The following is a 13,333-nucleotide window of genomic DNA, read 5'->3' as shown; positions in this document are numbered from 1 at the left end:
AGGCAAGAAGTCCCCGTCACCGACAGCCGAAGACTGGCAGGGGGGTTAGTTCACGTGAAGCCTCGGCTGAAGGAAGAGTTTACTCAAAAGACCTGAAGCTTAGAAGGCTTTTCTTCTTTATTTTTTTGAGTATAAAGGTTTCAATTTTTTGGCCAATGAATATATGTTATACAGTAGAAACAACCCCGCAGAAATCCAGAAATATTTTTCTAGAGTGATTCCTGCAAACCAGAGCCCCATTGTCAGGATCATTAAGGCTCCCAGTATGATTCTTGGATCAAATTTCATTTTTGACATGTTCTGAAATTAAGCTCAAAATCTTAAATAGTTTTTCAAATTAATTGATTTTTTATCTGGAATATTTTTTATCTTTCGTATTAGCTCTGTTGCTCCCAGACCGGATTCACCTTTTCTTTTCCTTTTTTTGCTGCTACCTGTAGTTTTCCGGTCTTCCATTTTAGGTTTTATCATTTGAACTTGAAGGGAGTTGTCTGCAAGTATTCATACATTTTGTATTGTTCTGTATGTAATAATTTAAAATAAATAACAACAAATTATAAATACTTTGGACACTTTATTACTATTGGGGACTGAAACGCAAAACATATCATGCAAATCAGTATGCCATTATGAGCGCCTCCTAAACTAAACAAGCAGCAGAAAGCTCAAAATGTACATGCTCAAAAGAGCAGACCCAACAATACAAGATCAATGAACATACTTTGTAAAAACAGAATACAGGATCAACTCCTGCAATACAAGATCAATAAACAGACAATACACGGTCAATGAACAGACTTCGTAACAACAGAATACAGGATCAATGAACATAACTCGTAAAAACGGGATCAAAAACCGAAATCAGCAGGAATCCGGCTAAATAAATGACTAAGGGTAAAAATGATGAACAGGTCTAAAATAAGCCTGGAACGAAAGAGACCTGAATAATGCCTCCCAGATCAAAAATGGGTGTTAAGTCAAAAACGGAAAGGGATTGGAATCAGGAATGCTGGCATTCCTTCCACAGACCTGCAATTGCCGGCACTAATTCTAATCCTTTCATTTAATTTCCTCCAGATTTTCCTTTGCCGAAGGTTTACTTCTTCAGAGATTTTCTTTGCCGCCTACCTTTTGCCAAAGATTTCTTTTTCTGAAAGGTACAATCTTCTTTCTATTTCTTGCCAGTTTTTCTCTTTTTCATGCATACTTCTATTTTTCAGCCAGACTTTCTACGTTTTCGATTTCCTGTGTTTTCCCAGTAGCCTGTAAGCTTACCCTCAAGGGCCAGTTTTCCAAGTTCCCTCCTTACTTTGTCGCTGACATCCGTGGGAACGGCGGATTCATAAGGGGTTCCGGGAAGAGGGGTCAGGTAGTGGGCCCTGACTGTGCCTCCTTTTTTGGAGATCCAGCGGACCAGGTCAAGGCTTTTTTCCTGGTCTTCTTCGGTTTCTGTGGGAAACCCGAAGATAAAGTCCACTGCAGGCACAAGCTCATGCTCAAGACAGCACTCAACAGCTGCGATGCTATCTTCCACAGTATGTCCTCTCCGGATTTCTTTGAGGATGCGTTCGCTTCCGGACTGGGCTCCGAGGCTCAGGCTGTTGTTTGTGCAGTATTTCCTCACAAGTTCCGCCGACTCATCGGTCACGAATTCGGGGCGGACCTCGGAAGGGAAGGTCCCGAAAAAGATCTTTTTATCGGGCAGGGTATGCAGGGCCGAAAGCAGTTTTTCCACTTTGTCAAACCTGGGCCTGATGCCGTCGCTTCCGTAGGCAAAGGCATTGGAAGCGATGAAGCGGAGGTCATTGTAGTGCTGCGCATTTCTCAGGATGGAATCGACACTCCGGTGCCGGACTTCCCGCCCGAAAAGCCGCGGGGTCTGGCAGTACCTGCACCCCCACGGGCATCCCCGGCTGATTTCAATAGGGGCGCGGAGCTTTTGCGGGTCAAAACAGGGATAGGCGTCAAGGTTCACATGGGGTCTTTCAGGGGTCCTGACAACCTCGCCTCCGGGCTTTTTGTATGCGATTCCCTTCACGTTCCCGGGGTCTCCGCCCTGCAGGAGCACCCTTACGAGTTCCGGCAGGGTTTCTTCGCCTTCTCCAAGCACAACATAATCAAAATACTCAAGAGTCTCCTCGGGAACCCCCGAAGGGTGAGGGCCCCCTGCAATGAAGACGGAATCCGTGCCGGCATTTTCCACTTCTCTGAATACTTTTGCCGCCTGCAGCGTGGTAAAGCTGTAGATCATTACCCCGTTCCTGGGGCTGTCAGTAAACCCGGCTTCCGGGAGCAGGGGTGAGAGAACCGCAAAGCTGTATGAGTTCTTTTTGCTGTAGCGGAAATTCACGTCCATTTTTTTCACCTTTTTTACAGGGCGTTCAAAGGAAAGGGTGGGCATCATAGGAGGTTTTAGAATAACAAGTAAATTCGAAGCTGTCAAGCAAATCGGTTGAGAGTTTATATCCTGAACAAACCTGTGATACTTTGCATATTTCTTAATATATGCTGTGAAGCAATGTGTTTTTGTAACCATATACTTTCTTTGTTCTCTGGCTTTTTCGCTCCATGCGTAGAGAACTTCAGCCAATGGCTTTGAACGGGACCAGGGTAAAGCAGAGCAGCCCGAGTACAAAGGTAATGACCCCGACCAGGACGCGTTTCCTGTCCAGTTCTATTTTGTCCTGGAGGGGAGATGGGTGCCCGGCTGCCGCAAAAACCCAGAGGAAGAGTGCCCAGAAAATCCAGATAGCTCCGTCCTCCTTCATCCCGTAGCTTACGTAAATTCCCAGCACGAGCAGGACCCGCGGCATCAGGGAAGATATCGTGGCTGCCTTTTTCCCGAGCATTGCCCTTAGCACATGCCCCCCGTCAAGCTGGCCTGCAGGGAGCAGGTTAAGAAGGGTCACAAACATTCCGACCCAGCCTGCAAAAGCTACCGGGTGCAGGCTCTCCCCAGTGGCCCCGACAAGCTTCTGGATGATCATGAAAAGGGGAGGAAGGCCGAGGTCAAGCATCAGGACGTTAGGCAGCGGGGTGATCTGTGGTGCCTCCAGAGTGAGCCCTATTACGGTGACTGCGACTGAGACAACCAGCCCCACCAGGGGCCCTGCAATCCCCACGTCAAAGAGGGCTTTCCGGCTGGGAATCGGTCCTCTGTACTTGATTACCGCTCCCATGGTCCCGATGAATGTGGGAAAGGGGATGAAATAGGGAAAGGAGGTCCTCATCCCATGGTACCTTGCAGCTGCATAGTGGGCCATTTCGTGGGACCCGAGCACGGCCATGATCGCAAGGGTGAAGGGAAAGCCCCGGAAGAACTGCATGGGCTCGTTTACCAGGTCAACTCCGAACATCACGGCTCCGGAAATCATGGTTGTAAAGATGGTTGCCACGAGAAGGGCAAGGTTAACCCATATTTTCTCCCGCACTTCTTTTGCAGGGGCCACCATCAGGACATGTTCCCCAAGCTCGTATTTCAGGGTAAACTCAAGCCCCAGCTTCTGGAAGGGCGTCCAGAGCTCCCCCATGACCCGTTCAGCATCGGCTTTCGGTGTCCCGTAGAAATAGAGGGCTTTTCCCGAGTTCTGGATCTCGTATACGTCAAAGACCATTCTAATAAAAGGATAGGCAAGGGAAACCGTTTCTTGCGCATTGAACTTTTCAGGGTTCTTCGTCCGGTCTTCTGTTTCCTGGTTAATTTCAGGGTTCATATCTCTGAGTTTGAGGTTTTTATTTTTAGTTGGTCGTTTTCAGCTCTTTTCCTATTGCTTGTTCTCAACTCTTTTCCGGGACTTATTTATTTCGGGTCCGGGTCCAGATTTTTAGGGTTTTGAGCCGACTTCTTCTTTTTCTTTTCTTCTTCTTTTTCTTTTCTTCTTCTTCGTCTTCTTCTTCTTAAATGTTTTTTGTATATGAAGTCGAAAAGGTCAGGGTTAAAGCATGGTCAGTTTTCCGTATTACCTGCACTCCTGCCAAGGACTTCTACATATCCCCCGCTTCCGTCCACCCGGACAAGGTCCCCGTCCTTTAACACTTCGTAAGGGCTCTTTTCCAGCATATCCACAAGCGGGATTTCCGAGATTATGGCTCCGACAGCCACTATTGGCTCGGTTTCCAGATTGATGATCGCAGCAGGAGCCGCCCCGTTTTTCTTCAGCTGGTACATTACATAGGAACCCACTGTGGAACCTTTCCCGTGAGGGAAGACGAGGACCTTTCCCCTGATAGATTTTCCTGCCAGGGCGTGTTTTTCTTCGACCACGATTCCGGTTTTCGGGTCCACACTTCCCAGGAAAGAGATCGGGTCTTTTGAGAGCAGCACCTCTCCTTCGGCACAGCCCCGGGCAATCGTCCTGCCTTTCAGCTTAATGGGAACCACCTGCCTTTTTTTCCTTCTTTCCAGCTGCCTTTTCCGTGCAGGTTGCTTCTTCTATACAGGTCTCCATGCTTCCGTACACGGCTTCTGCGCCGCACATCCCGGGGACGTAGGCAAAGGCCTTCCCAGAGTTTACCATAACGCAGGAGTAGCTGTTGGTAGCGGGCGAGACCACCATACAGGTGTCACAGACAACCTTTGCTCCGCTTTTTTCAATGGTCCCAACATATTCGGGATAGCGTTTTGCAATTTCCCGTGAGGTAAAAATCCAGGTTTCCTTTGAAACGGCTTTCCCCTCCAGGAGTTCGGCCACTCGCCTGAGTTCGGCTGCGGAACAGTGGGGGCAGCCGATAGTAATAAGTTCGGGCTCTTTTCCTGCCCCTCCCCTGCTTTCATAAACCTCGTCTATCTGGCTTCTTTCAATTACGATTGTTTCTTCAGGGACTTCAAAGGTAACTTTTTTTGCCTCGGGGGTAACTCCGTCAACATGGTAGAGGGCAACGGCTCCGGATGCGGCCATTGCCGCTCCGAGGGCTTTTAACTCGTCTTTTCCCGGCGTGTCCCGGAGGTAGAAGAGAGGCACTCTGCTCCCCACGACCTTGCCTGCCGCATACCCGAGAGCTCCGTAATCAGACCCCTCAAGCGGGCACTCCACTTTTATTGAGACTGCAGGAACCCTGTTTTCGTCCAGGTGAAAGCCGTAGTTTGCAGTCTTTCCCAGGAGGGCTGCCGAAAGGGCTGACGGCCCTCCCTCCCGGTTTGTCCGGGCTCCTATCACGGAGTTTGCATACGAGACAGCCGAGGACTCGCTCCAGGCAAGGTGGTCGCCGTAGCCCACGGAAAAGCCTTCAAGGGTATAGGGAGTGCAGGTGCATTCGCAGCGGATCCCGAGCTTTTCGTAAGCCCTGACAATTGCTTTTTGTTTTTCTGCAAATTCAGGGGAAATCCTGAGCCTTTTCCAATCTTCCAGGTCCATCCCTGCAGGGTTCAGGATTGCCGGGACCTTTACCCTGCCCTCCAGGTCCGAAATCCATTCCAGGCCGGCATCCCCTATGGTCTTGTAGGAGACGCCTGCAATCTGGGCGCTTTTGATCGGGATCAGCCGGTCCGCCCCGTAGATATCCCCGAGAGCCACCAGGATCTCAATAGCCTGCCTGAGGGTCTCGCCGGCTTCCCCGTTTAAGGTCTGCTCTTCTTCTTTAGTAAGGTACATGGAAACTCACTCTGTTATCAAGAGGCTCATTCATCAAGAAGCTCATTCATCAAGAAGCTCATTCATCAAGAGGCTCATTTTTCAAGAGTTCATTTTTCAAAAAGCTCATTCTTCCGGGATTCCTGCCCTTTCGAAGTTCTCTTTTTCGACAAGGACCTTTGTGGCGTCAATCCCCACTTTAGTTGTCGTCCCGTCAGGGGCTCCCCGGGGGTCAAGGGAACTGCCCCGGACGTTGGGGATGATAAGGATGTCCATGTCCCCTTTGACCCGTGTGGCTACCGCAAACTCGACGTCATTTGGGTCAAAGATGTTGATGTCCTCGTCCACCACTACCACATGTTTCAGGCTCGTATGGGCGGCAAAGGCTGCCATGATGGCATTTTTCCCATCCCCCTCCGTCTGTTTTTCTATCTGGACCACTGCGTGGAGGTAGCAGCATCCTCCTTCGGTCAGCACCACGTTTTTGACAGTGGTGACTTCCCCGACAGCCCTTAAGATCCTCGGCTCGTAAGGCACGCCCATCATCAGGAGGTGTTCGGGACCTGCGGGCAGGATCCCGTGGTAGACAGGGTCTTTTCTGTGGATTATGCGGGTGATCCTGATCACGGGCTCTTTCCTGACCAGGTCATAGGTCCCGGTGATGTCCACGAAGGGCCCTTCGTTGACCCTTTCTACGGGATCGATGTAGCCTTCGAGCACGATCTCGGAATGGGGAACCTTTACCCCGTTTTCGCATTCGAAAAGTTCCACAGTGGCTCCCCGGAGGGCTGCTGCATACTCAAACTCTTTTCCGACCGGAACCCGAGTAGACGTTGCGTAGATGATGGTCGGGTCACAGCCCAGCACGATCGCAACAGGCAGGGGCTCGCCCTTTTCCACAGCTTTTTTGTGCAGGATGTAGGTGTGCCGCGGGGGGACCAGGCGGGCTGCGAGCCTGTCTTTTCCCACAAGCATGAGGCGGTGGATGGAGGCATTCATCGTGCCCCCGTATTCGGACACAACAATGCCTGCCGTGATGTAGGGGGCGCCGTCTTTTTCAAAATGGGTGAGAATGGGAAGTTTCGTGAGGTCCACTTCCTCTTCCACAACCTCAAGGGTAGGAGACCCGGATACGAGTCTGACTTCGCCTTCGGGGGAAACTTCCGATAGCTTCCGGATAATTTCTTCTTTTGGGACTCCAAGCATGGAAGCCAGTTCATCCCTCGACCCAAGCAGGTTCATGATGACCTTTGAGCCGGAAACGTCATGGAAAAGGACAGGGGCTTTCGTTTGTTTTGCGATTCTCGAAGCTTCGAATCTGGGGGAAACGGGGTGTTGAATTTCTACCAGTTTTCCGCTTTCTTTCAACTGGCGGATGAAATTTCTAAAACTCATGGGTATCTGGATTCCAAAAAGCTGTCAGATGATAAAAAGGTTATCTGATTTGAGATCTAAATTTATCCGGTTGTGGGATAATAATGTCCTGATGTTCTCCTTTTCTATGGGGTTCAGGATCATATTTTCAAAAAATTCAAAATTATGAGAGATAAAAACATGGGAACAGGGATTTCCTGCCCGAAATTCCGTTATGGTTTTTCGGTTGCCCTGTTCTGGTTTTCAGTTTTTATTTTACCTGGTTTTATTTTACCTGGTTTTATGTTACTCTTCTTTTTCAGGGTAGGGATTTCCTGGCGAAATTTTAACATTCGTCAAGCATAAAAGCCCTCGGCCTGATGATCTTTTTCCTCTCGTACTGGTCGAAGCAGTGAGCGATCCAGCCTGAGACCCTGCCTATGGCAAAGATCGAGGTTGCAAGCTGGGGAGGGATTTCCATGTACTTGTAAATGACTCCCGAGTAAAAGTCAACGTTCGGGTAGATCGGTTTTCCCTTCTTTTCCACAAGTTCGCGGATAGCAACATTTTCGATTGCTTCGGCTGTCTCGTACCAGTGCATGTCTCCCTTTGTTTCCGCAAGTTCTTTTGCAAGCTGTTTGAAGATCTTGCCTCTCGGGTCGTAGGTCTTGTAAACCCTGTGCCCGAAGCCCATAATTTTTTCTCTCCTTTCGATCTTCCCGAGGACGAACTCCTCGGCATTTTCAGGGCAGGCGACTTCCTCAAGCATGGTCATAACCTCTGTCCTGGCTCCTCCGTGGAGCGGGCCTTTGAGGGTACAGAGCCCGGAAACAATGGCCGAATAAAGGTCGGAAAGGGTCGATGCCGTAATTCTTGACGAAAACGTAGAAGCGTTCAGTTCATGCTCGGCACTGAGAATGAAGTCCTTTTCAAGAATTTCTGCTTCCAGTGCATCCGGCTTGCTTCCCCTTATCATGTAGAGGAAATTGGCCCCATGGGAAAGGGCAGGGTCAGGAGTAATCGGTTCCTTTCCGTTTGCCATCCTGTAGTATGTCGCAACGATGGTAGGGATCCTGGCAATTAACCGTACGGCTTTTCGCATGTTCCCTTCAGGGGAGTTGTCGTTCAGGTCCGGGTCGAATTGTGACATGAACGATACTATTGTACGCAGCGCTTCCATGGCATCAATATCGAAATTGCACATGCGTATAACGTCCACTACCCTCCCATCTATTTTTCTCTCCCCACGCAGGCGGGCTGAATACTCGGCAAGCTCCTGCTCCCCCGGGAGTTCTCCCTGGATAAGCAAATAGGAAATTGCGTCATAGGGAAGGTCAACTAATTCGTTGACGTCGATTTCCCTGTATTTCAGGATACCCTCCAACCCGTCTATGAAACATATATTTTTACTCATTTTATACCTCACAGTTTGCCTAGAGGATCTCAAAAAATTTTGAAACTTGGGGAATCCTCTGATTACAAGTGAAACAGTTATATAAAAAGGGACCTTAATCGAGGCTAAACAGCCTCTTCTTTTGGGCCCGAAAATTAGGGCAATAATGCACTTCTATTATCGTCGAATAAGTATATTAAATTTGTTGAAATTGTAAATTCACTTCTTTTCTATTATATTTTTTTTATTTTCGGGAAGCCGTGGAGTTAAGCCGAAAAACCATATTCCGTGCTAACTGTATGAGTTCCTTGCACATAACATTCCAAAACTCCCAAATGATGTGAAAAGTTCCTCATCCGGTTCGGGCGGGGATTAAAAGGCTATAATGGACCGTAAAATAACAGGGGAATAAAAAAGAAAAAATCTTCTCTGAATATTTAAAGGCCCCTGAAAAATCCGTATTCCGGAATTCAGGGGCACCAATGATTGATTTTTCTCTCAAAATCTCCTTTTTTGTCTCCGCAGGCTGGAAACCCCCATCCTTGACTCCGAAGGAGACAGGGAGTGGTAGTTCACTCTTCCTTACATCCTCTGCAGGGACCTTACTTTTCTTTTAACTTATCCCGCAGGAACCTGTGCAGAATCCCGCCGTTCTTGTAGTATTCGATTTCCACAGCCGAATCCAGCCTCAAAGTTACCTTGAAATCGATTTCTCCTCCCTTTTCGTCCCGCGCCCTCACGGTAAGTTCTCCTCCCGGTTCCATGCTTTCGATGCCCAGGATGTCGTAGGTTTCCTTTCCTGTGAGGCCAAGAGTCTCTGAATTCTCCCACTCTTTGAACTGCAGGGGAAGGACTCCCATGCCCACCAGGTTGCTCCTGTGGATGCGTTCGAAGGACTCGGCGATCACTGCTTTTACCCCAAGGAGGAAGGTGCCCTTGGCGGCCCAGTCCCTTGAGCTGCCGGTCCCGTATTCCTTGCCTGCGATTACGATCAGGGGGACGTTGTTGTCGGCATACAGCATTGCAGCGTCGTAGATTGTCATCTCTTCGGGCAGTCCGGGCTGCATGCTCCCTTCATGGAGATGGTAGACGGTCCAGCTGCCTTCCCTGGGGACAAGCCTGTTCCTGAGCCGGATGTTCCCGAAAGTCCCCCGCATCATTACCTCGTGGTTGCCTCTGCGGGAGCCAAAGGAATTGAAGTCTTCGGGGTCCACGCCCCAGGAAATCAGGTACTTGCCTGCAGCCCCTTCTTCAGCAATATCTCCTGCCGGGGAGATGTGGTCCGTGGTTATGCTGTCCCCGAAGAGGGCCAGTACCCTGGCGTTTCTGACATCTCCCGGTTCCGGGACCGTAAGCGGGAAGTCCACGAAATATGGTGGTTCCTGGATATAGGTGGATTTCGGGTTCCACTCGTAGAGGGTACCTGTCGGGACATCCAGTTCTTTCCAGAGTTCCGTGCCTTCCAGGACACCCGAATACTCTTTTTCGAACATGGACGGTTTGACTGCGCTTTTAATGACTTCTTTTATCTCCTCTTCTGCCGGCCAGATGTCTTTCAGATAGACAGGGTTCCCGTTAGGGTCATACGCCAGGGGCTCGGTTTCCATGTTGATGTCCACTGTCCCGGAAATCGAATAGGCGACTACCAGGGGAGGGGAGGCCAGGTAGTTGGCCCGGACAAGGGGATTGATCCTGCCTTCGAAGTTCCGGTTCCCGCTGAGCACGGCTGCGACGGTCAGGTCTTTTTCTTCAACTTCCTTTGCTATGTATTCGGGCAGAGGCCCGCTGTTTCCTATGCAGGTAGTGCAGCCATAGCCCACCTGGTGGAAACCCAGGGCTTCCAGATAGGGCAGAAGGCCTGAAGCTTTGAGGTACTCCGTAGCTACCCTTGAACCCGGAGACAGGCTTGTTTTCACGTAAGGTTTCACCCTCAGGCCCATTTCCACGGCTTTTTTTGCGAGCAGCCCTGCGCCTATGAGGACCGAGGGGTTCGAGGTGTTGGTACAGGAAGTGATGGATGCGATCACGACGGAACCATGGGTGATTTTGAATGCCTTTTCCAGGGTTTCCGTGTACTTTGCATATCCCTGTACCTGCCTGACATAAGGCTTCCCGGTTTCCAGCTGGCCTCCGCCTTCTCCTGTCCAGCGCTGGTAGGCAGGGTCCCGGTTGAGGTCAACTCCGGTTTCTTTTTTCCGGGCAAAAGTCTGCCGCATGGTTTCGTGGAAACTTTCAGGCATCTCGCCTATGGGAATCCGGTCCTGGGGGCGTTTCGGGCCTGCAAGGCAGGGCTTTACCGTGCCCATATCAAGTTCCAGGGTGCTGCTGAAAATGGGTTCAGGTTCGTGGATCGAGTAGAGGAGGCCCTGGGCTTCCAGGTACTTTTTCACAAGGGCGACCTGTTCCTCGCTCCTGCCGGTTCTCCGCAGGTAGTCCAGGGTTTCGGCATCAGGCGGGAAAATCCCGAGGGTTGCCCCGTATTCGGGGGCCATGTTGGAGATTGTTGCCCTGTCCGGAAGGCTAAGGCTGCTCAGGCCCGGGCCGTAATATTCCACAAATTTGCCCACGACCCCGTGTTTCCTTAACATCTGGGTAATTGTGAGGACAAGGTCAGTGGCTGTAACTCCCGGCTCCAGTTTCCCGTAGAGCTTGAAGCCCACTACTTCCGGAACAGGCATGTAATAGGGCTGCCCGAGCATCACGGCTTCGGCTTCGATTCCTCCTACTCCCCAGCCGAGAACTCCTATCCCGTTGATCATGGTTGTATGGGAATCGGTCCCTACAAGGGTGTCCGGAAACGCAACCAGTTCTCCTTCCTTTTCCTTCAGGTGCACGAGGGGGGTCAGGTATTCCAGGTTCACCTGGTGGATGATGCCTCTTCCCGGGGGCACGACCCTGAAGTTGTCAAAGGCTTCCTGGGCCCATCGGAGGACGGAATACCTTTCAGTGTTGCGTTCGAACTCCTTTTTTTCGTTTTCCTTCAACGAGTAAGCTGTCCCGTAATAGTCTACCTGGACCGAATGGTCAATGACCAGGTCGGCAGGGATTACAGGATTGATTTTTCCGGGGTCGCCCCCCAGGCGCTTCATGGCCGAGCGGAGAGCCGCAATGTCCACTACCGCAGGGACACCTGTAAAGTCCTGCAGGATAACCCTGGACGGGATGAACGGTATGTCTCTTTCACTTATGTTTTCAGGGCTCCAGCGGGCCAGGGCTTCCACGTCCTCCTCAGTTATGACGTGCCTGTCAGTATCCGCATGTCGGAGCAGGGACTCCAACAGGATCCTGATGGAATAGGGGAGCAAAGAAATTCCCTCAAAACCCTGTTCTTCAAGTTTTTTCAATCGGTAAACCGTTACTTCTCCGGCAGTTGTTTCGATGCTGTCTCTTACTCCAAATGGGTCAGGACCTACTCTCATGTATTTCCTCCAGTAAGTATGAATGTAAAAATATGAAATCTCTTATCTCATGCATGAATTCTCTCACATCACGTATGGAATCTCACGTATGAATTCTCACATCACGTATGGAATCTTACGTATGAATTCTCACATCATGTATGGAATCTTACGTATGAATCTCTCACATCACGTATGAAATCTCTGGTCTCACGCATGAATTCCCTTATCTCATACTACTATTTTTTTCTTTGGGGATAATAAGGGCTCGTTTTCCGGGGGCTGTCCAGCTTTCACATACTTCGCCCGCGGACGGATCACGCGGTTGTCGGAGTACTGTTCCATGCAGTGGGCAATCCATCCCGAGATCCTGCCGATGGCAAAGACGGCGGTTGCAAGCCTCGGGGGTATGTCCAGGTATTTGTACACGATCCCCGAATAAAAGTCTACATTCGGGTAGATAGGTTTGTGCGTTTTTTCCGTAAAAACCTTGAATATCGCATTCTCTATGTTTTCTCCTGTCTCATACCACTTCATGTTTCCTCTGGATTCCGCAAGCTCCTTTGCGAGTTTTTTGAATATTCCTGTCCGGGGGTCCTGAGTCAGGTACACCCTGTGCCCGAAGCCCATGATTTTTTCATTATTTGCCATCTTCTCCAGCACATAAGCTTCGCTATCTTCTGGTACGGCAATCTCGTCGATCATATCCATTACGGCCATCCGGGCTCCACCGTGAAGGGGGCCCTTGAGGGTACAGATTCCGGTGATGATGGCGGAATAAAGGTCCGAAAGGGTGGAAGCCGTAATTCTCGATGCGAAACTGGATGCGTTGAGTTCGTGTTCGGCGCTAAGGATGAAGTCCTTTTCCATGATTTCGGCTTCAAGTTCCGTGGGTTTGCTTCCTCTGAGCATGTAGAGGAAATTGGCCCCATGGGAAAGGGCAGGGTTAGGAGGAACAGGTTCCTTCCCTATTGCTATTCTGCTGAAGGCCGCAATGATTGTGGGAAACTTTGCCACAAGGTTTGCAGCTTTTCGCAGGTTTGCCTCCTCGGAATTATCGCTAAGGTCCGGGTCGCAGTGGGACATATAGGAAATCGCTGTTCTGAGCGCGTCCATGGCTTCGATGTTGAAGTTGCAGGTCCTGAGAACGTTCAGGACATTTTCTCCTGCAGGTCTTCTTTCTTTCAGCAGGGCGGAATAAGCAGCAAGTTCATTTTTGTCTGGCAGTTTTCCCCGGATAAGCAGGTAAGATACGGCATCATAGGGCATGTCAAGCAAATCGTTGACAAGGATTCCCCTGTACTTCAAAACTCCCTTTACCCCATCTATGGAACTTATACTGGTCTCAAGGGCTATTATGTTTTCAAGTCCTTTCTTCGCTTCCTCCACTCATAAAACCCCCGGTAATGATAATGTAATAATTATATATCTGCGCATATAATAACTATTGGTTTTTTGATATCAAGGGCTGAAGTGCAGGCATCTCTTCAGTACTACTTTTCAGTACTACTTTTCAGTACCACTCTTTGAAGGCACTTAAACATGCTACGAAAGTCCCTTTACCGTAAAAGGGATCATGTGCAGAAGACGCCCTTTCTGCAGTCGAAGTGTGGGCTGAC

The 13,333-nt window shown here is 49.8% G+C and carries 10 protein-coding genes; all 10 read right to left on the bottom strand.

The window, feature by feature from the left end; genetic code table 11:
• Positions 1 to 117: 117 nt before the first annotated feature.
• Entirely contained in the window at positions 118 to 297 is a 180-nt protein-coding gene (locus FTO70_RS03160; protein WP_255334238.1) for a hypothetical protein, read from the bottom strand.
• Positions 298 to 312: 15 nt separating this feature from the next.
• Positions 313 to 471: a hypothetical protein gene (locus tag FTO70_RS03155; RefSeq protein ID WP_255334237.1), complete on the bottom strand. Its 159-nt coding sequence runs from the start codon at positions 469 to 471 to the stop codon at positions 313 to 315.
• Positions 472 to 1,216: 745 nt separating this feature from the next.
• Positions 1,217 to 2,356 (bottom strand): TIGR04013 family B12-binding domain/radical SAM domain-containing protein, encoded by a 1,140-nt coding sequence (locus FTO70_RS03150; protein ID WP_255334236.1) that lies wholly within the window; start codon positions 2,354 to 2,356, stop codon positions 1,217 to 1,219.
• Between the two features lie 226 nt (positions 2,357 to 2,582).
• Positions 2,583 to 3,713, bottom strand: a complete 1,131-nt coding sequence (locus FTO70_RS03145) for a site-2 protease family protein (protein ID WP_255334235.1) — start codon at positions 3,711 to 3,713, stop codon at positions 2,583 to 2,585.
• Between the two features lie 233 nt (positions 3,714 to 3,946).
• Positions 3,947 to 4,381, bottom strand: a complete 435-nt coding sequence (locus FTO70_RS03140; RefSeq protein ID WP_255334234.1) for a DUF126 domain-containing protein — start codon at positions 4,379 to 4,381, stop codon at positions 3,947 to 3,949.
• Positions 4,368 to 5,591: an aconitase X catalytic domain-containing protein gene (locus FTO70_RS03135; RefSeq protein ID WP_255334233.1), complete on the bottom strand. Its 1,224-nt coding sequence runs from the start codon at positions 5,589 to 5,591 to the stop codon at positions 4,368 to 4,370. Before FTO70_RS03135 ends, FTO70_RS03140 begins: the two co-directional genes overlap by 14 nt.
• A 105-nt stretch (positions 5,592 to 5,696) precedes the next feature.
• Entirely contained in the window at positions 5,697 to 6,965 is a 1,269-nt protein-coding gene (locus tag FTO70_RS03130) for a UbiD family decarboxylase (RefSeq protein ID WP_255334232.1), read from the bottom strand.
• A gap of 304 nt (positions 6,966 to 7,269) precedes the next feature.
• Positions 7,270 to 8,337 (bottom strand): citrate/2-methylcitrate synthase, encoded by a 1,068-nt coding sequence (locus FTO70_RS03125; protein WP_255334231.1) that lies wholly within the window; start codon positions 8,335 to 8,337, stop codon positions 7,270 to 7,272.
• A 581-nt stretch (positions 8,338 to 8,918) separates the two neighbouring features.
• A complete protein-coding gene (acnA, locus tag FTO70_RS03120) occupies positions 8,919 to 11,735 on the bottom strand; it encodes an aconitate hydratase AcnA (protein WP_255334230.1) in 2,817 nt (938 codons plus the stop codon).
• Positions 11,736 to 11,945: 210 nt separating this feature from the next.
• Positions 11,946 to 13,103: a citrate/2-methylcitrate synthase gene (locus FTO70_RS03115; RefSeq protein WP_255334229.1), complete on the bottom strand. Its 1,158-nt coding sequence runs from the start codon at positions 13,101 to 13,103 to the stop codon at positions 11,946 to 11,948.
• Positions 13,104 to 13,333: the final 230 nt, after the last annotated feature.

The organism is Methanosarcina sp. KYL-1, from assembly GCF_024372725.1.
Lineage (GTDB): Archaea > Halobacteriota > Methanosarcinia > Methanosarcinales > Methanosarcinaceae > Methanosarcina.
Note: the sequence above shows the minus strand (reverse complement) of the source record. Positions and strands in the feature narration are given on the sequence as shown.